19 protein-coding genes are annotated in these 20138 nt (G+C 64.1%); 9 read left to right on the top strand and 10 right to left on the bottom strand.

Features of this window, described 5'->3' with window-relative positions; translation table 11 throughout:
* The first annotated feature begins 4 nt into the window (after positions 1–4).
* The 4 genes from nirB to NKI99_RS11575 all read left to right on the top strand — a co-directional run bounded on the left by nirB (position 5) and on the right by NKI99_RS11575 (position 6037).
* Positions 5–2455, top strand: coding sequence for a nitrite reductase large subunit NirB (gene nirB, locus NKI99_RS11590; protein WP_352610874.1), 2451 nt, complete (start codon positions 5–7; stop codon positions 2453–2455).
* Between the two features lie 5 nt (positions 2456–2460).
* Positions 2461–2790, top strand: a complete 330-nt coding sequence (gene nirD / locus NKI99_RS11585) for a nitrite reductase small subunit NirD (protein WP_352610872.1) — start codon at positions 2461–2463, stop codon at positions 2788–2790.
* A gap of 4 nt (positions 2791–2794) precedes the next feature.
* Positions 2795–5671, top strand: a complete 2877-nt coding sequence (locus NKI99_RS11580) for a nitrate reductase (protein WP_352610870.1) — start codon at positions 2795–2797, stop codon at positions 5669–5671.
* Positions 5672–5770: 99 nt separating this feature from the next.
* Entirely contained in the window at positions 5771–6037 is a 267-nt protein-coding gene (locus NKI99_RS11575) for a BrnA antitoxin family protein (RefSeq protein WP_023809413.1), read from the top strand.
* Positions 6038–6054: 17 nt separating this feature from the next.
* Here the strand turns inward: NKI99_RS11575 and NKI99_RS11570 are convergent, their stop codons facing one another.
* From NKI99_RS11570 to NKI99_RS11525, 10 genes are all read right to left on the bottom strand, one after another.
* Entirely contained in the window at positions 6055–6411 is a 357-nt protein-coding gene (locus NKI99_RS11570; protein WP_023809412.1) for a cupin domain-containing protein, read from the bottom strand.
* Between the two features lie 55 nt (positions 6412–6466).
* Positions 6467–7849 (bottom strand): NAD(P)/FAD-dependent oxidoreductase, encoded by a 1383-nt coding sequence (locus NKI99_RS11565; protein ID WP_023809411.1) that lies wholly within the window; start codon positions 7847–7849, stop codon positions 6467–6469.
* 29 nt (positions 7850–7878) lie between these two features.
* Positions 7879–8988 (bottom strand): ABC transporter ATP-binding protein, encoded by a 1110-nt coding sequence (locus NKI99_RS11560; RefSeq protein ID WP_352610868.1) that lies wholly within the window; start codon positions 8986–8988, stop codon positions 7879–7881.
* A 1-nt stretch (position 8989) separates the two neighbouring features.
* The gene (locus NKI99_RS11555) at positions 8990–9778 is read right to left on the bottom strand and encodes an ABC transporter permease (protein WP_023809409.1); all 789 of its coding nucleotides are present in this window, start codon (positions 9776–9778) and stop codon (positions 8990–8992) included.
* A complete protein-coding gene (locus tag NKI99_RS11550; protein ID WP_023809408.1) occupies positions 9775–10683 on the bottom strand; it encodes an ABC transporter permease in 909 nt (302 codons plus the stop codon). The genes NKI99_RS11555 and NKI99_RS11550 overlap by 4 nt, the downstream gene beginning before the upstream one ends.
* A 24-nt stretch (positions 10684–10707) precedes the next feature.
* Positions 10708–11787, bottom strand: coding sequence for an extracellular solute-binding protein (locus tag NKI99_RS11545; RefSeq protein ID WP_023809407.1), 1080 nt, complete (start codon positions 11785–11787; stop codon positions 10708–10710).
* 3 nt (positions 11788–11790) lie between these two features.
* Complete coding sequence (locus tag NKI99_RS11540) at positions 11791–12483, bottom strand: helix-turn-helix domain-containing protein (protein ID WP_023809406.1); 693 nt, start codon at positions 12481–12483, stop codon at positions 11791–11793.
* 135 nt (positions 12484–12618) lie between these two features.
* Positions 12619–13365 (bottom strand): ROK family protein, encoded by a 747-nt coding sequence (locus tag NKI99_RS11535; RefSeq protein ID WP_352610866.1) that lies wholly within the window; start codon positions 13363–13365, stop codon positions 12619–12621.
* A gap of 39 nt (positions 13366–13404) precedes the next feature.
* Positions 13405–13713, bottom strand: a complete 309-nt coding sequence (locus tag NKI99_RS11530; RefSeq protein ID WP_352610864.1) for a MarR family transcriptional regulator — start codon at positions 13711–13713, stop codon at positions 13405–13407.
* 57 nt (positions 13714–13770) lie between these two features.
* Positions 13771–14421: an SGNH/GDSL hydrolase family protein gene (locus tag NKI99_RS11525; protein ID WP_023809404.1), complete on the bottom strand. Its 651-nt coding sequence runs from the start codon at positions 14419–14421 to the stop codon at positions 13771–13773.
* 342 nt (positions 14422–14763) lie between these two features.
* On the opposite strand from NKI99_RS11525, the gene NKI99_RS11520 reads away from it, so the two are divergent.
* The 5 genes from NKI99_RS11520 to NKI99_RS11500 all read left to right on the top strand — a co-directional run bounded on the left by NKI99_RS11520 (position 14764) and on the right by NKI99_RS11500 (position 20114).
* The gene (locus tag NKI99_RS11520) at positions 14764–15843 is read left to right on the top strand and encodes a substrate-binding domain-containing protein (RefSeq protein WP_023809403.1); all 1080 of its coding nucleotides are present in this window, start codon (positions 14764–14766) and stop codon (positions 15841–15843) included.
* Positions 15844–15924: 81 nt separating this feature from the next.
* Positions 15925–17436, top strand: a complete 1512-nt coding sequence (locus NKI99_RS11515; RefSeq protein ID WP_128303927.1) for a sugar ABC transporter ATP-binding protein — start codon at positions 15925–15927, stop codon at positions 17434–17436.
* Positions 17437–17446: 10 nt separating this feature from the next.
* Positions 17447–18409, top strand: a complete 963-nt coding sequence (locus NKI99_RS11510) for an ABC transporter permease (protein WP_352610863.1) — start codon at positions 17447–17449, stop codon at positions 18407–18409.
* 3 nt (positions 18410–18412) lie between these two features.
* Positions 18413–19366, top strand: a complete 954-nt coding sequence (locus NKI99_RS11505) for an ABC transporter permease (RefSeq protein WP_023809400.1) — start codon at positions 18413–18415, stop codon at positions 19364–19366.
* Between the two features lie 64 nt (positions 19367–19430).
* Positions 19431–20114, top strand: a complete 684-nt coding sequence (locus tag NKI99_RS11500) for an SGNH/GDSL hydrolase family protein (protein WP_352610862.1) — start codon at positions 19431–19433, stop codon at positions 20112–20114.
* Positions 20115–20138 lie beyond the last annotated feature (24 nt).

Below are 20138 nucleotides of genomic sequence, written 5' to 3'. Positions count from 1 at the left end.
CACCATGAGCGAAAGACTTGTCATCATCGGCAATGGCATGGCCCCGGGGCGCATGCTGGAGCACCTGCTGGAACAGGCTCCGGGCCGCTACACCGTCACCATCTTCAACGCCGAGCCGCGCGTTAATTACGACCGCATCATGCTGTCGCCGGTGCTGTCGGGCGAGAAAGCCTATGAGGAGATCATCATCCACGGCGACGGCTGGTACATCGCCAACAACATCACCCTCTACAAGGGCCACAAGATCGTCGCCATCGACCGAGCGGCGAAGACCGTCACCTCCGATCATGGCGTCACCGAACCCTATGACAAGCTCGTCATCGCCACTGGCTCGGTGCCGTTCATCATTCCGGTGCCCGGCCATGACCTGCCGGGCGTGCTGACCTATCGCGATCTCGACGACGTGCAGGCGATGATGCTTGCCGCCCAGTCGCGGGCCAAGGCGGTGGTCATCGGCGGCGGCCTGCTCGGGCTGGAGGCGGCAGCAGGGCTGAACGCGCAAGGCATGGACGTCACCGTGCTGCATGTCATGCCGACGCTGATGGAGCGCCAGCTCGATCCCGCGGCCGGCTATCTCTTGCAGCGTGCGGTGGAACAGCGCGGCATCAAGGTCATCACCAAGGCCAACACACAGGCGATCACAGGCAACGGCAAGGTCGGGCAGGTGGAGCTCGCTGACGGCACCATTATCCCAGCAACGCTTGTGGTGATGGCCGTCGGCATCAGGCCGAATTCGGCGCTGGCGAAACAGGCCGGCATCGCCGTCAACAGGGGCATCGTCGTCGACGCCGGCATGCGCAGCAACGATCCCGACATCTACGCGCTCGGCGAATGTGCCGAGGTCAACGGCCAGGTCTACGGCCTCGTCGCACCGCTCTACGAGATGGCGCGCGTGACCGCCAGCCAGCTTGCCGGCGACGCGGCGGCGGCCTTCGTCCATATGGACACGCCGACCAAGCTCAAGGTCACCGGCATCGAGCTGTTCTCGCTGGGCGACTTCGCCGAGGGCGAGGATCGCCAGGAGATCGTGCTGCGCGACGCCGCCGCAGGCGTCTACAAGCGCCTGGTGCTGAAGGATGACCGCATCATCGGCACCGTGCTCTATGGCGAGACGGCTGACGGCGCCTGGTTCAACGACCTCAAGAAGAAGCAGACCGACATTTCCGAAATGCGCGACACGCTCATCTTCGGCCAGTCCTACCAGGGGGGTGCCCCGCTGGACCCTATGGCGGCCGTTGCAGCCTTGCCGGATGATGCGGAAATCTGCGGCTGCAACGGCGTTTGCAAGGGAAAGATCACCGGCGCGATCACGGCCAAGGGCCTGACCTCGCTTGACGACGTGCGCGCCCACACCAAGGCGTCGGCCTCCTGCGGCTCCTGCACCGGGCTGGTTGAAAAGCTGATGGTGCTGACCCTCGGCGACACGTACAACCCCGCCGCCGTGCAGCCGATGTGCTCCTGCACCACCCTCGGCCATGACGAGGTGCGCCGGCTGATCAAGGCCAAGAGCCTGAAGACCATTCCCGCCGTCATGCAGGAACTGGAATGGACGACCTCCTGCGGCTGCGCCAAATGCCGGCCGGCGCTCAACTACTACCTCGTCTGCGACTGGCCGGATGACTACGCCGACGATTACCAGTCGCGCTTCATCAACGAGCGCGTCCACGCCAACATCCAGAAGGATGGGACCTATTCGGTGGTGCCGCGCATGTGGGGTGGGGTGACCAATGCCGCCGAACTGCGCGCCATCGCCGACGTCGTCGACAAGTTCGAAATTCCGATGGTCAAGGTCACCGGCGGCCAGCGCATCGACATGCTCGGCATCCGCAAGGAGGACCTGCCGGCAGTGTGGGCCGATCTCGGTCAGGCCGGCTTCGTCTCCGGCCACGCCTATGCCAAGGGGTTGCGCACGGTGAAGACCTGCGTCGGCTCAGACTGGTGCCGGTTCGGCACGCAGGATTCTACGGGCTTCGGCGTCCGCATCGAAAAATTCATGTGGGGCTCGTGGACGCCGGCCAAGGTCAAGATGGCGGTGTCGGGCTGTCCAAGGAACTGCGCCGAGGCGACCTGCAAGGATGTTGGCGTGATCTGCGTCGACTCCGGCTACGAAATCCATTTCGCCGGGGCGGCCGGCCTCGACATCAAGGGCACCGAGGTGCTGGGCCTGGTCAAGACCGAGGACGAGGCGCTGGAGCATATCGTGGCGCTGACGCAGATGTATCGCGAGCAGGGCCGCTATCTCGAGCGCATCTACAAATGGGCCAAGCGCATCGGCATCCCCGAGATCAAGCGTCAGATCATGGACGATGGCGAGAAGCGCAAGGCTTATTACGACCGCTTCGTCTTCAGCCAGAAATTCGCCCAGGTCGATCCGTGGTCGGAACGCGTTTCCGGCAAGGACAAGCATGAATTCCGGCCGATGGCCTCTGTCGGGTTTGCGCAGGCGGCGGAGTGACAATCATGAACTGGGTATCAATCGGCTCTATCTCGGACATCCCCCGCCGCGGCGCGCGCTGCGTCGCCACCCCGGAAGGCAAGATCGCCGTCTTCCGCACCGCCGACGATCAGGTCTATGCCATCGACGACCATTGCCCGCACAGAGGCGGACCGCTCAGCCAGGGCATCGTGCACGGTGCGGCGGTGACCTGTCCCTTGCACAATTGGGTGATTTCGTTGGAGACGGGCAAGGCGCTCGGCGCCGACGAGGGCGCGGTGCGCACCATTCCGGTGCGGGTCGAAGGCGAGCGTCTGTTCATTGCGCTGGAAGCGCTGGCCAGCCGCGCGGCCTGAACCCATGGAGATCGACGAAGCGCGCGAGGTGAGGACCACCTGCCCCTATTGCGGGGTGGGCTGCGGCGTGCTGGCGAAGGCCGCCGCGGACGGGCAGGTGTCCGTCCGCGGCGACCCCGACCACCCGGCCAATTTCGGCCGGCTCTGCTCCAAGGGCTCGGCACTCGCCGAGACCATCGACCTCGACGGCAGGCTGCTGCATCCGGAGGTCCACGGCCGCCGCGCCGGCTGGGACGAGGCGCTCGACCTTGTCGCCTCGACCTTCTCGCAAACCATCGCCGAGCATGGCCCGGATGCGGTCGCCTTCTATGTTTCGGGCCAGTTGCTGACCGAGGACTATTACGTCGCCAACAAGCTGATGAAGGGTTTTGTCGGCTCGGCCAACATCGACACCAATTCGCGCCTGTGCATGGCCTCCTCGGTCGCCGGCCACCGCCGCGCTTTCGGCTCCGACACCGTGCCGGGAACCTATGAGGATCTGGAATTGGCCGACCTGATCGTGCTGGTCGGCTCCAATCTCGCCTGGTGCCATCCCGTGCTTTACCAGCGCATCGCGGCTGCCCGGGAAAAGCGGCCGGAGATGAAGATCGTCCTGGTCGATCCGCGGCGCACCATGACCGCTGACATCGCCGACATGCATCTGGCGATCGCGCCGGATGGCGACGTCGCTTTGTTCACCGGGCTGCTCGCTTATCTCGGCCAGCACAATGCGCTCGACCGCGCCTACATCACGACGCACACGACCGGCTTCGGGCAAGCGCTTTTCGCGGCCTCCGCGCTCGACCTGGCCGGCGTCGCTGCCGCCACGGGCCTGAGCGAGGACGAGCTTGGCCGTTTCTACAGCCTGTTTGCGGCAACGGCGAAAACGGTGACGGTTTACAGCCAGGGTGTGAACCAGTCGTCATCCGGCACCGACAAGGTCAACGCCATCATCAACTGCCATCTCGCCACCGGCCGCATCGGCAAACCCGGAGCAGGGCCGTTTTCGGTGACCGGCCAGCCCAACGCCATGGGCGGCCGCGAGGTCGGCGGCATGGCCAACATGCTCGCCGCGCATATGGAAATCGAAAACCCCGACCATCGCGACCGCGTGCAGCGCTTCTGGAACGCGCCGGCCATTGCCGGAAAGCCCGGCCTGAAGGCAGTCGAGATGTTCCAGGCGCTGGCCGACGGGCGGATCAAGGCGCTGTGGATCATGGCCACCAACCCGGTCGATTCGATGCCGGACGCCGATGCCGTCGAGGCGGCGATCAAGGCGTGCCCGTTCGTGGTGGTGTCGGACGTGCTGGCCCAGACCGACACCGTCCGCCACGCCCATGTCCGGCTGCCCGCCGCCGCCTGGGGCGAGAAGGATGGCACCGTCACCAATTCAGAGCGCCGTGTGTCGCGCCAGCGCGCGTTTTTGCCCGTGCCCGGCGAGGCAAGGCCCGACTGGCGGATTGTCGCTGAGGTCGGCAAGCGGATGGGGTTTGGCGAGGCGTTTTCCTATGCGACGCCAGGGGAGGTGTTTGCCGAGCATGCCGCGCTGTCAGGATTCGAGAATGATGGCGCGCGGGATTTCGATATTGGTGCTTATGCCGAGGTTGATGCGGAGGAGTATGAGGCGCTGGAGCCGTTCCAATGGCCGGCGCCGAGCCCAGCCACCCCCCTCTGGCCTGCCGGCCATCTCCCCCGCAAGGGGGGAGATCGGCTGCCACCACGGCCTTCGCCAATTACAAACAATGCAGGAGATATGCGAGCATCAAAGCTGCCAATCTCCCTCCTTGCGGGGGAGATGTCCGGCAGGACAGAGGGGGGTGCTCAAGCTCGACATCAGTCGGACGAGCATCTTCGGGCTGGGCAGAGGCTGGAAGGTAACACCACCCGCTTCTTCGCCGACGGCAATTTCTACACGCCCGACCGCAAAGCGCGCTTCATCGCCATCCGCCCCACCACGGAAGTCCGCACCAGCCCGGACTATCCGCTGATCCTCAATACCGGCCGTATCCGCGACCATTGGCACACCATGACGCGAACCGGCAAAAGCCCGCGTTTGTCGCAGCACATCGCCGAGCCCTTCGTAGAAATCCACCCGGCGGATGCGCAGCGCTTCGGCATCGGCGACGCCGACATCGCGCGGGTTTCCAGCCCGCGCGGCGACGTGCTGGTGCGCGCGCTGGTGACGGCGCGCCAACGCCAGGGCAGCCTGTTTGCGCCGATGCACTGGACCGATCAGTTTGCGGCAAGGGGCCGGCTCGACACGCTGACCGCGCCGCTGACCGATCCCATTTCCGGCCAGCCGGCGCTGAAACATGTCGCCGCCCGCATCGAGAAATTCGCCGCAAAGGCCTTTGGCTTTGCGGTGACGCGGCGCAGGCCTGAGCCTGATACCGCGGCCTACTGGGCCGTGGCCAAATGCAAGGGCGGCTGGCGGGTCGAGCTTGCCTTTGCCGAAGACGACATCGATTGGGCTGGCTTTGCCGGGTCACTGTTCGGCGTGTCACCGGGTGCGGAAATGCTCGCCTATCATGACCGCGACGCCGGCCAGCATCGCATCGCCGCCTTCGACGGCGATCAACTGTCAGCCGCCTTGTTCGTCGCACCCGGCCCGGTCGCCGTGTCGCGCGGCTGGGCGGCGGAACAGTTGAGTGCCGATCATGTCGACCGGCGCGGCAGGTTGGCGATCGTAGCCGGACGACCGGGCGGGATCGACGTCGACCGCGGCGCCATCGTCTGCTCCTGTTTCGGCGTCGGCGCCAACCAGATCGCGGAAGCGGTGCGCGGCGGCTACGGCAGCGTTGCGGCGATCGGCACGGCCCTGCATGCCGGCACGAATTGCGGCTCCTGCCGCGCCGAGATCAGGGTCATCATCGACGCGCAGAGTCTTCAAGCAGCCGAGTGATTGTCCCGACCAAAGGGGCCTGCGCGACGGCGCTGGTTGGGCTATGGTGGCGCAAGCGTGCCACGTCGTGCACGAATCGTCTTCAGTCAGGGTCATCCGATGGCAAATCCCCCGCGTCGACCGACAAATCCGATGACGGCCGCCGAGGCGGCTTTCAAGCCGGTGAAGAAGCCGGCCGCGCCGGTTCGTGAGCCCTCCGCCGCTCCAGGCGTCAGGGAGCTTGTTTCGATCCGGATCGATCGCGCCGTGCTGGACCACTTCCAGGAGGATGGGCCGGGCTGGCAGGACCGCATCAACGACGCCTTGCGGCAGGCGATAGAAGGCAAGCCTGTTGTTGCCGAGGATGATCGTTCAGACGACGAGTAGCGGCTGTTCCAGTCAGCTCACGCCTCGAAGTGCAGGATATAGAGCTTGCGCGTCTTCTCGTGGATCGTCCATTCGCCTTTCCAGCCTTTCGGCAGCACCAGCATTTCGCCCGGACCGACGTCCTCGCTGCGGCCATCGGGACCATGCAGCGAGACCCGACCTGACACGATGTGGCAGGTTTCGGAATTGCTCTCGCGCGATGCGGTGAAGCGGCCCGGCGTGCACTCCCAGACGCCGACTTCCAGTGTGCCGTCAGGCGAGGTCCACAGCGTCTTCGCTGCTTCGAGCTGATCGCCGCTGATCGAGGTCGGCTTGGGCTCAGGCTCGCCGAGGTCGATGGAAGCGAGATGGGCGAAGGTCTGGAAGTCGGTCATGGCAGTCTCCGGGCAGGCACTGAAAATGCAGAAAGTTTTGGAATCGCTCCGAGGCTCAATGCCCGGTGATGCGGTCGGCGATTGCGGCCAGTTTCGACGTATGCTGGAGGCCGGCTTCCTCGCGCTCGTCGGCGACGCGATAGAGCTGATACATCGAGTGGACGCCGAGCCAGCGCATCGGCTCGGGCTCCCATTTGCTCACCTGGCGGTTGACCCAGGGCAGGCGGGTCAGTTCGGTGTCGCGGCGCAGGATAAGGTCGCGCAGCGTGCGGCCCGAAAGGTTGGAACTCGAGACGCCAAGCCCGACATAGCCGCCGGCCCAGCCGATGCCGGTTTCAGGGTCGAGGCCTGATGTCGTGCACCAGTCGCGCGGCACGCCCAGAACGCCGCACCAGGCGTGGTCGATGCGAAGCCCGGCTGTCTGCGGCAGAAGCCGGGTGAGGATCGCGTGCAGGCTTTCGATCGTGGCCTGCTGCGTCTGGCCGCGCACATCCGTTTGCGAGCCGTAACGATAGGGCACGCCGCGCCCGCCCATGGTGATGCGGCCTTCCCGGGTGCGCTGCGCATAGCAATAGGCGTGCGCGGCGTCACCGAGAAGCTCATGGCCCTCCCAGCCGATCTCGTCCCATAGCGATTGCGGCAGCGGCTCGGTGATGATCTGCGCGCTGTTGAGCGGCAGCCAGAGCCGCTCATTGCCTGATATGCCGGCCGTGAACCCTTCCGTGGCGCGGATGATGATCGGCGCGCGCACGGTGCCGCGGTTCGTCGTGACCTTGCCCTTCTCGATGCCGGTCACGGTGGTCTGCTCGTAGATCGGCACGCCAAGCCGCTCGACGGCTTCGGAGAGCCCACGCACCAGCTTGGCCGGCTGCACGCGCGCGGTGCCGTGGTGGACATAGCCGCCAAGCACATTTTTGATGTTGATGCGGGCCTTGGCCTCTGCCTGGCCAATCAGGCTGACGCGGTCCTGCGGCACGCTCCAGCCGATCGCATCGGCATAGGCGGCCTTGATCCGTTCGAGCTGCGGCGGGTTGGTCGCAACCGTCAGATTGTCGACGCGGCGGATGTCGGCATCGATGCCTTCGGCCTCGGTCACCGCGATCACTTCGTCGACCGTGCCATGCATGGCGGTTTCCATGTCGATGACGGCGCCGCGCGTCGAGGTCCGCAGATATTTCTCGCGCGACCAGCTGAAGCCGCCGGACAGCCAGCCGCCATTGCGGCCCGACGCGCCGAAGCCGGCGAACTCCCTTTCGACGATGGCGATGCGGATCGAAGGATCGGCCTTCTTCAGATAGTAAGCTGTCCACAAGCCGGTGTAGCCGGCGCCGACGATGCAGACATCGGCTTCGAGGTCACCCGGGAGCGGCGCGCGATAGGCCGGCAGCCCGATGTCGGCATACCAGAACGAGACGTTGCCGTTGACTTTGGCGTCCATGTCTAAAAATCCTGCGGGGAAAAGAGCGATCAGGTCATCGTCATGTCGGCGCGATCGTCGTCGGCAAGAAGTTTTGCATCGACTACCGACCAGCGCAGATCGACCGTGTCACCAATCGAGAACGGTGTGGCTTCCAGCGACGAGCGCACGATGGCGACCGAGCCATCGCGAAGCGTCACCTGGTATTTCGAACCCGACCCCAGATAGATCGCCTCGCTGACCTCACCGGTGAGGCTGTTCTGCCCGGCGGCGGGAGGCGTGTTGGTGCCGGCAAGCGAGAGCTTTTCCGGCCGCAGCAGGACCACCGGTTTGCCTCCGCCGGCAAGCTTGCCGTTGGCCACGATCTTCTGGCCGGCGATCGTCAGGCTGGTCTCGTTTCCTGACGTCTGGGCGGTGCCACGCAAACTGGTCGATTCGCCGATGAACTTGGCCACGAACAAGGTCGCCGGCTCGTCATAGAGCTGGCGGCCGGTTCCGACCTGTTCGATGCGCCCCTGGTTGAACACGGCGATGCGGTCGGACAGAACCAGCGCTTCTTCCTGGTCGTGCGTCACATAGACGAAGGTGGTGCCGAGTTCGCGGTGGATGCGCTTGATCTCCAGCTGCAGCCATTCGCGCAGTTTCTTGTCGAGCGCGCCGAGCGGTTCGTCCATCAACAGCAGCGGCGGATCGAAGACGATGGCGCGCGCCAGCGCCACGCGCTGCTGCTGGCCGCCGGAAAGCTCTGAGGGATAGCGATGCGCGAAATCGGCCATCTTGACCATGTCCAGCGCTCGCACGACGAGACGGTCGCGCGCCTGCTTGTCCATGCCGCGCAAGGTGAGGGGATAGGCGACGTTCTTGCCGACGGTCATGTGCGGAAACAGCGCGTAGTGCTGGAACACGACGCCGATGTTGCGCTTGTGCGCCGGCAGGGCGACGATGCTGTTGCCGCCGACGGCAAGATCGCCTGCGGTGAGGTCGGTGAAGCCCGCAACGACGTTGAGCGTGGTCGTCTTGCCCGAGCCGCTAGGCCCCAGCAGCGTCATGAACTCGCCGGGCTCGATATGCAGGCTGACATCGTCGAGCGCGGTGAAATTGCCGTAGCGCTTGGTTGCGCCCTTGATGTCGATGGCCGCGCCACGTTCCCTCGCAGTCATCTCAACTCCTCGTCGATTTCGAGCTGATGATCAGCCCGGCGCTGATGATCAGCGTCGTGGCAATGAAGATGATGGTTCCGACGGCCGTCACCGTCGGGTCGGCGTCGCGGGTGATGCTGGTGAAGATCTGCACCGGCAAGGTCTTGAGGTAGGGACTGGTGATGAACAGCGCGACGATGATTTCATCGAAGGAGGTGACGAAGGCAAACAAAAGCCCGGACAGGATACCGGGCGCGATCAGCGGCAAGGTCACGGTGCGGAATGTGGTGAAGCGGTTGGCGCCGAGGCTGGCCGCCGCCGTTTCCAGCCGCACGTCGAAGACTTCGAGGCTTGCCGATACGGCGATGATGACGAAGGGGATCGCCAGCATCGTGTGCGCGATGACGAAGCCGGTGGTGGTGCCGACAAGCTGGTAGTCGAGGTAAACGGCATAGATGCCGATCGCCAGCACCACGCCGGGCACGATCATCGGCGTGATCAGGATGGCGCGCAGCAGGCCGGCGCCGGAATGTTTCATGCGGCTGAGGCCAAGCGACGCCAGCGTGCCGATCAGCGTGGCGGCAACGGCGACGAGGCCCGCGACCCTGAGCGAATTGAAGAAGCTCGACAGCCAATCGGGATTGGTGAAGAAATTCGCGTACCACTGCCAGGAGAAGCCGGACGGCGGGAAAGCGAGCGACTTCTTCTCGTTGAACGACATCGGGATGATGACCAGCGTCGGCATCACCAGCCAGACGGCGACCAGCAGGCAGAACAGGCCGAGCAGAATGCGGAACGGCGTTTGTCTCATGATCTGGACGCCTGCTTGTGGCGCTGGCGCATCAGCGGTGCGGCGAGCGCCAGCAGCACGAAGGTCGCGACCAGCAGGACGACGCCCATGGCGCCGCCTCGGCCCCAGTTGAGCAGGCTGAGCACCTGGCTCTGCACCAGCGTCGACAGCATGGTGCTGCGCGGGCCGCCGAGCAGGGCCGGCGTGATGTAGAAGCCGAGCGACAGGATGAAGACGATGATGGCGCCGGCGAAGACGCCGGGCAGCGACAACGGCAGATAGATTTCCAGGAAGGCGCGTGCCGGGCGCGCACCAAGGCTGCGCGCCGCCTGCACGAGGCGCAAATCGATGCCGCGCATGACCGAATAGAGCGGCAGGATCATGAACGGCAGCAACACCTGCGCCATGCCGATGACGACTCCGGTCTGCGTGCGGATCAGCTTCACGCCGTCAAAGCCGAGCAGCCTGATCACCGAATTGATGATGCCGGAATCTTGCAGCAGGATGACCCAGGCCAAGGTGCGCACCACGCCGCTGACCCAGAACGGCACCAAAACGCACAAGATGAGGACGAGTCGCAGGCGCGGCTCGACGGCCGTCATGAGATAGGCGTAGGGGTAGGCCGCGATGACGCAGACGATGGTGACCCAGGCGGCGATGGAAAAGGTGCGCCACAGGACGGTGACGTTCACCGGCGTGGAGAAGAACCAGACGTAGTTCTGCAGGCCCCAGGCCGGGTCCGAAAAACTGCGCAGCGTGACGGTCAGCAAGGGATAGCCCATAGCCGCGATAAGCAGGAGCAGGGCCGGCATCGCCAGCAGGGACGGATAGGCGGCAAGGCGCAGGCGCCGCTGCGGCCCCTGCACGGCACCTGACGGCCGGGAATGATCACCCCCGGCCGTCGGCGTATGCGATGTCTGGCTCACGCCGTCACCTCAGTGATAGCCGGCTCAGTTGCCGGCCATCAGCGCCGTCCACTTGTCGGACGCGGCGGCGAAATTGGCGACCCAGAACTTGATGTTCTGCTGGTAGCCGAGCTTCGCGTGGTCCGGCGTGTTGGTCAGGAAGGCGGCGACGGATGCGTCGACCTTGGGCTGCGCCTCGTTGTTGATCGGCGAGTAGGACGTCTGCTCGGTCAGGATCTCCTGCGACTTCTTGCCGAGATAGGCGTTGATCAGCGCGTAGGAGGCATCGGTGTCCTTGGCGCCGACCGGGATGGTCAGCTGATCCATGACGACCAGCCAGTCCTTCCACACCGGCGTATAGGCAGCGCCATTCTTGACCGCCGTCATGGCGCGGCCAGTCCACATGATGATCATGTCGGCCTCGCCGGATTCGGCAAGCTGCTGGGATTCTGCGCCGGTCTTCCAGAAGATGGTGTCGGGGCCGATCGCCTTGATCTTGGCGATGCCCTTGTCGATATCGGCAGGCGTCATGGCGTCGACCTTGCCGCCGTCGGCCAGGATGGCCTGTTCGATCAGGCCGCCGAGCGGGCTGCCACTGCCGTCGATGGCACGGGTGCCGGGGAATTTCGCGGTGTCGAAGAAATCCTTCCAGTCCTTTGGCGGATTGTCCTTGTACGTGTCGTTCTTGTACATCAGGACCATGCCGTAGTTCATCGCCGGCACGCTGCATTCGCCGACCTGTCCGGGCGGGATGTGCGAGATGTCGAGCTTGGTCAGATCGAGTTTCTGGAACAGTTTTCCGCAATGCACGAAGGGCGGAAAATCGTCTGTGTCGACGACATCCCAGGTCACATTGCCTGATTCGACCTGCGCCTGAAGCTTGGCGATTTCGGTCGGTCCGTCGTTCAAAAGCTTGACGCCGCTCTTGTCGACGAATTCCTTGAGCGCGGCAACCTGGCCGTCCTGGTAGATGCCGCCATAGGAGACGAAGGTCAGCGTCTTGCCCTTCAACGAGCCGTCGACCACGGTTCCGGCCGGCGGCGCGTTCTGCGCGTGAGCGGCGGCTGCGAGCAAGGCCAGTGCGGCGGCGCCGACAAATCCGGCCAATCTTGATCTGCTTCCCATTTTCTAACCCTCCGATGGCTCGCTGTTTGATTTTGGCAGGCCGGGCGCGAGCGTTTTCCGGGCTACATATTGATCGAGGTCGACAGCGCCGCTTGTCGGCGGCGCGATGATCCACAGCACCTCGGCCACCGCATCGCCGACATTGATCGTCCGGTGCGGCGTCGAGGTCGAATATTCGATGCTGTCGCCCTCTTCGAGGGTGAAGCTCTCGTCGCCGAGCGTCAGTTGCACGCGTCCGCGCAGCACGAGGAACATCTCGCTCGCGTTGCCATGCGTATAGGGCACGTCGCCGGTGGAGCCGCCGACGGCGAACTCGCCGCAATAGACTTCCATCTCGCGGATCGGCCGGCGCGACAGCAGCGTCTTGCGGTAGCCTTCGCTGGTCGGCAGCGCCGGCCGCTCGGCGCGTGTCAGCACCGCGTGCGGCGACACTTCGCAGTCGTCGAAAAGATCGGCGAGGCTGATGCCGAGCGCATTGGCGATCAGCATCAATGTGCTGGTGTTGGCGCCGGAAAGGCCGCGCTCGAGCTGGCTCAGGAAGCTGGCGGTGGTGCCGATCATGCCGCCGAGCTGGCGCAGCGTCAGGCGCCGCGTGGTGCGATAGGCCTTGATGCGATCGCCCAATACCGTCGAGCGGCGCGCTTCGGCGCTGGTTGCGGCATTGTCATTGAGTGCGTGATCCGCAGCGATTTTCATGGCGATCTCAGGGTTCACTTAACATGCTATTAAGTGAGGCGTCCTGGCAAGTAGATTCGCTTGGTCACCTGAAAATCATCGATGGACCTGCAGAGGGTGCATGATCGGCAGACCGGCAACGCCGGTTCGGCTCGATCACTGGATCATGAAGCGCGAACTGAACGGCAGGCTTGCCGCGCCGACGGCCTTCGGGCTGATGCTGACCCGCGCGGGCAGCGCTTCGATGCCGGGGAATTCCCGGCCGATGTCGTCGCACAAGGCCTCGGCGATCTTTTGCGGCGCATAGCTGGACAGGACGACCGAACTGAACTCGACAAACTGGGTCAGCGCGGAGATCGACGCTTTCAGGCGGTCGGAACACTCGCCCAGCCATGCGCTGTAGGCCTCGCCCAGGTCAGGCCACTCAGGGCTGCTGCTCCAGATGATTTCGGACGGGCGCCCGCGCAGGGCCAGTTCGCTCTCCAGGCGCATCAGGCCATGATCGAAGCTGGCGCTGGAGTTTCCCTTGTAGATCTGGTGGTTGAGGATGAGCCTGCTCTGCAGCCGTGCTCCCAGATAGAAGAACAGATAGTCGTTGAGCGGCTTTGCGACGCCGAACATGCTCTCGCCGCCAGCTGCCGCGGTGATGTCGTTCTGCACGAAAACCGGCAGCTTGATCTGTTCCTCGATCTCCCCCTGCAAGGCTTTCAGCGAGGTGCTCGATCCGTTGCGGGTTGCAGCCATCGTGTCGACATCGTCGGGAACGGCCAGGCCGATGCCGGCAACCCGGCTGCGCGCCTCGACCGGCAGGCTGGTCATGGCTTGCCTGATCGCGCCGAACAGATCGCCGCTTTGCGGAAAGGGATTGGCTTCATCCGCCGGCAATTGCGTGTGGAAGCGCACGGTGCCGATGAAATCGATGAGTGCGATGTCGATCCGGCGTCAGCAGAAACCGACGCCAACCACAAAAACGCCCTCCGGGATGAGCGAAAGCGGGATGGTGGGCGGCCCGACGCGGCCGCGCTGCGCCTCGCCTTGCGAGACCAGGCCTTCCTGCTCGAGCGAGCGGACGATAACCGATGCCGTCTGCGCCGAGAGGCCGGTTTTTTCGCCGATTTCCATCCGCGAAATGCCTTCGTTCTGAAGCAGCAGCGACAGCACCAGCCGCTCATTGTAGCTGCGGACGCTCAACGCATTCAGCCCGCTCGCGCGATCGGCGATGCGCAATGGATTGGGTGGTGCGAACCTCATGTCAGGCAAGGGTCGCCCCGTCGGTTGGAGCTCGTTGCCCGGTGGCTTTAGTGTTGCTCATGTCGAGCGGCTCCAGCCGATGGCATCGACCGCGCGGGCAAGTGCGGTGCCCAGCAATCTGTGCGCCTCGGCATCGATGTGAAAGCCGTCCGCTTCGCTGCACGACACCACCGAGCCGGCATCGAAAAAGTGGAGTTCGAGCGAGTCCGCCAGAACCTCGAACTCGAGCGCGAGCAGGCGCGATTTCTCCGGCGCACCGGCGAAGATGGACTTCCATTCCTTGACGTCGTCCTGCATCGGCGGCGGCGCCACGATCATGATCTCGGGCGTCGAGCCGCCTGGCCCAGGCGCCAGCTCCTTGATGTCATAGACGAGGCAGCCGATCCCCATCGCCACTTCCGACGGCGGCTTGTTGAAGCGGATCTTCAGGTCGTTGGTGCCGAGCATGATGATGACGAGGTCGAGCGTCGCATGGCTCTGCAGGCAGGGGCGAAGATAGGTTCTGCCGTTTTTGTGGGCGCCCTCGATCGGGTCGTCGTGGACGGTGGTGCGGCCGCTCAATCCTTCCTCGATGACATACCAGTCGGGGCCTAGCTGAGAACGCAATATTCCCGGCCAGCGTTCACCCGGACCATAGCGCTCGAGCGGCCCCCTGCCGGGGATCTGGCCGTGCGTGTTGGAGTCGCCGTAGCACAAGACTGATCGCATGTTTTTCCCGCCGGGACTGACAGCGCGCCGAAGCCGGCGAGCGCCATTCATGATGGATAGCGGAGCGGTGAAAGGCAAGCAAGGGAATAGTCATTCAACATGACTAACTATTGACAGGGCGAATCCGCTGTGCTTCTAAAGTGCCGGAGGAGTTCTCAACCGTCACCATCGTCCAGCCCGGGTTGGGCCTCGACACGCATGTGTTCGGGGACGGGAGAATCGCGTGCATCGGTCGGTTTGCGACGACGAGCATGCATCGGGAGAGCGTCTCGCGGCAGTACACATTCGTACGGCCGGCCATACGAATTCGTAGGCCGGGACAACCACAAGGAGGAGAGTTGAATGTTAGGATTGCTGAAAACCGTCGGCCTGGGGATGCTAGTTGCGTCCACGCTTGCCGTGACGTCCCTGGCGCATGCGGAAGACATCAAGCTGATGGACGGCGTCGCGCCGCGCCCCGACGACACGCGCATGACCGCGGCCGGTGCGTTCAAGAAGGACCCGCCCTGGGTCATCGGAATGAGCGACTTCGGCGTCAACGCAAACACGTGGACGGTACAGGTGGCGCATGAGGCGGAGAATGCCGCGGCCAAGGACAAGCGCATCTCGAAATTCATCCTGCTCGATGCCGGCTTCGACCAGAAGAAGCAGGTGGCGGATATCGAGGACCTGATTGCGCAGCATGTCGACGCGATCATCGTGCAGCCGGTGACCAGCACATCGGCGAATGCCAGCATCGCCAAGGCGGTCGCCGCCGGCATTCCCGTCATTCTCCACACCGGTCGCATCGATTCCGACGCCTACACCACCGAAATCCAGGGCGGCGCCGAGCATTTCGGCAAGGTGATGGGCGACTGGCTGGTCAAGACCGTCGGCGACAACGGCAAGATCTGGGTCCTGCGTGGCCTGGCCGGACATCCGGAAGACACCAACCGCTACAACGGACTCCTGGAGTCGCTCAAGGGCACGCATGTGCAGATCATCGCCGAGGAGCATGGTGACTGGCAGTACGACAAGGCCAAGAAGCTGTGCGAGACGCTTTATCTGAACAACCCACAGGTTGACGGCATCTGGTCGTCCGGCGCTGACATGACGCGCGCCTGCGTCGATGTCTTCAAGCAGTTCGGCACGCCCGTTCCGCCGATTTCGGGCGAGGGCAACAATGGCTATTTCGGCCAGTGGATCACGGACGGGTTCAAGTCGATCTCGCCGGAATACAGCCCCGCCCAAGGTGCGGCCGGCGTGCGCGCCGCTGTTGCCCTTCTGGAAGGCAAGCAGCTCTACAAACGCTATGTCTATAATCCCGACGGATGGGACCAGGACAAGGCCAAAAAATACTATCGCGACGACCTGACCGCCAATGTCTGGTGGCCGAGCGAACTGCCCGAGGACAAGCTCAAGGAATATTACGGCAAGAAGTGACGGCGCCGTGGCTGGCGGGGAGTGGACAAGCATTCCCCGCAGGCCGTTCCATGTGTTGAATTTGGTTCGTTCGAGGGTTTCGTGACCAATCTTATCGAGATGTCCCACATTTCGAAGGCATTCGGAGGGAGCAAGGCGCTCCATTCCGTTTCCCTCGATCTCAAGGCGGGCAGCGTCCACGCCCTGATGGGCGAGAACGGCGCCGGCAAATCGACGTTGATGAAGATCCTGGCGGGCGTGCATCAGCCCGATTCCGGCGAGATCTTCATGAACGGGGAGAAGCTCGATCTGAAATCGCCGCGCGCCGCACTCGATGCCGGCATTTCGACCGTTTTCCAGGAGCATTCGCTGCTGCCCAATCTGTCGATCGCCGAAAACATGTTTCTGGGCCGGGAGCCGACGACCCGGTTCGGCTCGATCGATTATCGGGCGATGAAAAGCCAGACCGCCAAGGCGCTTGGCGAACTCGGCCTCACGCTCGACCCGTCGCAACTCGTTTCCAACCTGACCATAGCCGAGCGGCAATTCGTCGAGATCGCGCATTGCATCCAGGCGGACGCCAGCGTGCTTATCCTCGACGAGCCGACGGCTGCTCTCAACGCGGCCGATGTCGATGTGCTCAACCGCAACATCCGCCGGCTGCGCGATAAGGGAAAAGCCATCGTCTACATCTCGCATCGCATGGAGGAGATCTTCGAGCTGTGCGACACGGTGACGGTGCTGAAGGACGGCGCACTGGTCGGCACCAGGATGGTGTCCGAGATCACCACCGACGACCTCATCGCCATGATGGTCGGACGCGAACTCCAGGACCTTTTTCCCGATCGCACGGGCGATAAGGGTGATGAGATCCTGCGAGTCGAGAACCTCAGAATCACCGACACATCGCGGCCGCTGTCGCTGTCTTTGCACAAGGGTGAGATCGTAGCCCTGGCCGGACTGGAGGGGCAGGGCCAGCAGCGCTTCCTGAGATCGCTGATCGGCCGCTATCATCCCTCCGCCGGGACGATTTCCGTCAACGGCAAAGCGCTGAAAATGCCGCTCCCGGCATCATCAGGCGTTCGCCATTTGCAGCAGCTGAGGGTCGGCTTCGTTCCCGAGGACCGCAAGGAGGAGGGGCTCTTCCTCGCTTTGCCGATCGCCCACAACATCGCCATCGGATTGCATTCGAGGCGATTCGAACTCGCGCCGGCGCGGCCGTATCGAAACGTCATCGCCCGCATGATGGAGGTCATGAACATAAAGGCGGCAGGGCCGTCCGCGCCGGTCGGCTCCCTGTCGGGCGGCAACCAGCAAAAGGTTCTCCTCGGCCGCTACCTGGCCGCCGATCTCGATCTTCTGCTGGTCGAGGAGCCGACCCGCGGCGTCGACATCGGCGCCAAGTCCGAGATCTACCACCTGCTGCGCGACTTTACCGCCAAGGGCGGCGCCGTGCTGGTGCTGTCGCGCGAGACGATCGAGTTGATCGGGCTCTGCGATCGCATCTACGTCGTCCACGACGACACCATCGTTGCCGAAATGCCGGCGGCGCAGGCGACGGAACACAAGATCCTCGACGCGGCCCTGACGGGCGGCTCCGCGCGCCAGCACTAGGGGGGCTGCCATGGTTCGCTCGCTGTTCAACATCCTGAGTGGCCGGAACACGCGGCAAGGCCTGTGGGGCCTGCCACTGCTGGTCGCCTTGTTCATTTCGCTGTGGCTGACCGTCGAGACGACACAATTTGCCACGGCCGAAAACCTCTTCAACCTGGTTGCCCAGGCGATGCCGCTGATCATCGCGGCCATCGGACAGTTGGTGGTCGTGCTCATCGGCGGGCTCGACCTGTCGGTCGGCTCGGTCATCAGCTTCACCACGGCGGTGCTGGCGCTCGACCAGCCGGCGATCGTGCTGATCCCGGCGGTCTTCGTGCTGGCGGCACTCATCGGGCTGACCAACGGCCTGGCGATCACCCGTTTCAACGTCCATCCGATCATCGCGACGCTGTCGACGCAGTACATCGTGCTCGGCATCACGCGCATCCTGCGTCCTGTGTCCGGCGGTACGGTGCCGGAGATCGTCATCGATGCCGTCTCAGGCAGTTTCCTCGGCGTTCCCTATCCGGTTTTCTGGGGCGCCGTCGTGATTCTGGCAGCGTGGAAGCTGCTCTATGGATCGCGATACGGGCTGCATCTGTTTGCGATCGGCGGCGGCATTGCTTCGGGCGCTGAAAGTGCTGCCCGCAATTTCGGCGTCTCCGACCGTCGCAACATCATCCTCGCCTATGTGGTCTGTTCCTGTTTCGCGGCCGTTGCCGGTGTCTTCCTGGCCGGGCGCATCGTGTCGGGCGATCCGAATGTCGGGCTGCTTTTCGAACTCGACACCGTCACCGCCGTCGCCCTTGGAGGCACCCAGCTTTCCGGCGGCATCGGCAGCCTGCACGGCACTGTGATCGGCGCGCTGGTCATGGCGCTGCTGGCCAACGGCATGAACCTCGCCAACGTCTCGCCCTTTGTCCAGACCGCGATCAAGGGCGGCATCCTGCTGGCGGTGGTCGGGCTGCAATCCCGCAAGAAAATGGGGCTCTGAGCAATGGCCGCCGTTCTCGCAAATCCGATCGCCCGGCGCCTGCTGCGCATACCGCCGTCCTATTTTGTCTTTCTCGTGCTGCTGGCGACGCTGTGGATCGCGCGACCGAACATGCTCAACCTCAACATCATGGGTATCTTCGTCAGGCAGATCGTCCCGCTCGGCATCCTGGTGCTGGGGCAGCTCGTCGTCATGCGGGTGAAGTCGATCGACCTCTCCGGCGGCGGCATCATCCTGCTCATCAACTATTTCATCTCGTCGGGCACTTTCCCCGGCGCGTCGATGCCTTTCTTCGTCGTGCTGGCGCTCGCCACCGGCCTCGTCATCGGCCTGTTCAACGGCTTCATGATAGGGAGCCGGCGGGTGTCGGCTGTCATCGTCACGCTGGCGGTCAGCATCATCCTGGTAGGGCTGGTGCAGTTCCTGTCGAGCGGCAATCCGCCCGGCGATGTGCCGAAGCTGTTCAACGACCTCTACAACACGAAATTCCTGTCGGTTCCGACGCCGGTGCTGTTCTGGGTCCTGCTGACCGCTTCGGTGTGGCTGCTTCTGTCGCGGACCGTCTTTGGCCGCTACGTCGCCTCGGTCGGGGAGAATGCCGAAGCCGCGCATTTTTCCGGCGTGCCGGTCCAGCGCACGGTCATCCTGGCGCATACGCTCGCCGGCCTGATCGCGGCGATCGCGGCCCTGGTGCAGACCGGTTCGATCGCCGTCGGCAGCGTCCGTGTCGGCCTCGACCTGCCGATCCTGGCGGTCGCGGCAACGATCCTCGGCGGCGTCGTCTTCGGTCGTGGCGACGGCGGCGTCTGGGGGCCCTTCTTCGGGGCGCTGTGCTTTGCGCTGCTGTTCGTGGTGATGACGGTGCTCGGCATCGACGAGCCCGGCAAGCTCATCGCGCAGGGCGTCATCATCCTCGGCGCGGCGATCTTCTACGGAGTGCGCGTGCGAAACCCCTGACTTAAGACGGCGAAAAGCAAGTGCGCCGGCGTTCAGACAATTGCAAACAGATGGAGAAACATGGATGTCACCGCCAAAAAACATCATGTGCTACGGCGACTCGCTGACCTGGGGCTGGGTTCCGGTCAAGGAGGGGTCGCCGACCTACCGCTACCCTTATGATCAGCGCTGGACCGGTGTGATGGCGGCGGCGCTAGGGGCGGGCTACCACATCATCGAAGAAGGCCTGAGCGCGCGCACCACCTGTCTCGACGACCCCAACGATCCGCGCCTGAACGGGGCCAATTATCTGCCCGCGGCCATCGCCAGCCATCTGCCGCTCGACCTGGTCATCGTCATGCTCGGCACCAACGACACCAAGTCTTATTTCCGCCGGACGCCCTATGAGATCGCCAATGGAATGGCGAAATTGGTCGGGCAGATCCTGACCAGCGCCGGGGGCATCGGCACCCCGTATCCGGCGCCGAAGGCGCTGGTCATTGCGCCGCCGCCGCTGACCCCGATGCCCGATCCGTGGTTCGAGGGCATGTTCGGCGGCGGGCACGAAAAATCCAGAGACCTGGCCAGGCAATACAAGGCGATGGCGGATTTTATGAAGATCGATTTCCTCAATGCCGGCGATTACCTCACCACGGACGGTGTCGACGGAATTCATTTCACCGCCGCAAACAACGCCGATCTGGGGCGCGCCGTCGCCGACAAGGTCAAGTCGATCCTCGAGCCGGGCAAGGTCAGCACTGCCGCCTGAAGCTGCCAGGCCGTCGGCCTGCGG

The sequence above is a fragment of the Mesorhizobium sp. M0239 genome (assembly GCF_040321815.1).
Classification (GTDB): Bacteria; Pseudomonadota; Alphaproteobacteria; order Rhizobiales; family Rhizobiaceae; genus Mesorhizobium.
Note: the sequence above shows the minus strand (reverse complement) of the source record. Positions and strands in the feature narration are given on the sequence as shown.

Excerpts from the sequence above, each read along its gene's own strand:
- nirB (WP_352610874.1), top strand. The coding sequence starts at position 5 with ATGAGCGAAAGACTTGTCATCATCGGCAATGGCATGGCCCCGGGGCGC.
- nirD (WP_352610872.1), top strand. The coding sequence starts at position 2,461 with ATGAACTGGGTATCAATCGGCTCTATCTCGGACATCCCCCGCCGCGGC.
- NKI99_RS11580 (WP_352610870.1), top strand. The coding sequence starts at position 2,795 with ATGGAGATCGACGAAGCGCGCGAGGTGAGGACCACCTGCCCCTATTGC.
- NKI99_RS11575 (WP_023809413.1), top strand. The coding sequence starts at position 5,771 with ATGGCAAATCCCCCGCGTCGACCGACAAATCCGATGACGGCCGCCGAG.
- NKI99_RS11570 (WP_023809412.1), bottom strand. The coding sequence starts at position 6,411 with ATGACCGACTTCCAGACCTTCGCCCATCTCGCTTCCATCGACCTCGGC.
- NKI99_RS11565 (WP_023809411.1), bottom strand. The coding sequence starts at position 7,849 with ATGGACGCCAAAGTCAACGGCAACGTCTCGTTCTGGTATGCCGACATC.
- NKI99_RS11560 (WP_352610868.1), bottom strand. The coding sequence starts at position 8,988 with ATGACTGCGAGGGAACGTGGCGCGGCCATCGACATCAAGGGCGCAACC.
- NKI99_RS11555 (WP_023809409.1), bottom strand. The coding sequence starts at position 9,778 with ATGAGACAAACGCCGTTCCGCATTCTGCTCGGCCTGTTCTGCCTGCTG.
- NKI99_RS11545 (WP_023809407.1), bottom strand. The coding sequence starts at position 11,787 with ATGGGAAGCAGATCAAGATTGGCCGGATTTGTCGGCGCCGCCGCACTG.
- NKI99_RS11540 (WP_023809406.1), bottom strand. The coding sequence starts at position 12,483 with ATGAAAATCGCTGCGGATCACGCACTCAATGACAATGCCGCAACCAGC.
- NKI99_RS11530 (WP_352610864.1), bottom strand. The coding sequence starts at position 13,713 with ATGAGGTTCGCACCACCCAATCCATTGCGCATCGCCGATCGCGCGAGC.
- NKI99_RS11525 (WP_023809404.1), bottom strand. The coding sequence starts at position 14,421 with ATGCGATCAGTCTTGTGCTACGGCGACTCCAACACGCACGGCCAGATC.
- NKI99_RS11520 (WP_023809403.1), top strand. The coding sequence starts at position 14,764 with ATGTTAGGATTGCTGAAAACCGTCGGCCTGGGGATGCTAGTTGCGTCC.
- NKI99_RS11510 (WP_352610863.1), top strand. The coding sequence starts at position 17,447 with ATGGTTCGCTCGCTGTTCAACATCCTGAGTGGCCGGAACACGCGGCAA.
- NKI99_RS11505 (WP_023809400.1), top strand. The coding sequence starts at position 18,413 with ATGGCCGCCGTTCTCGCAAATCCGATCGCCCGGCGCCTGCTGCGCATA.
- NKI99_RS11500 (WP_352610862.1), top strand. The coding sequence starts at position 19,431 with ATGTCACCGCCAAAAAACATCATGTGCTACGGCGACTCGCTGACCTGG.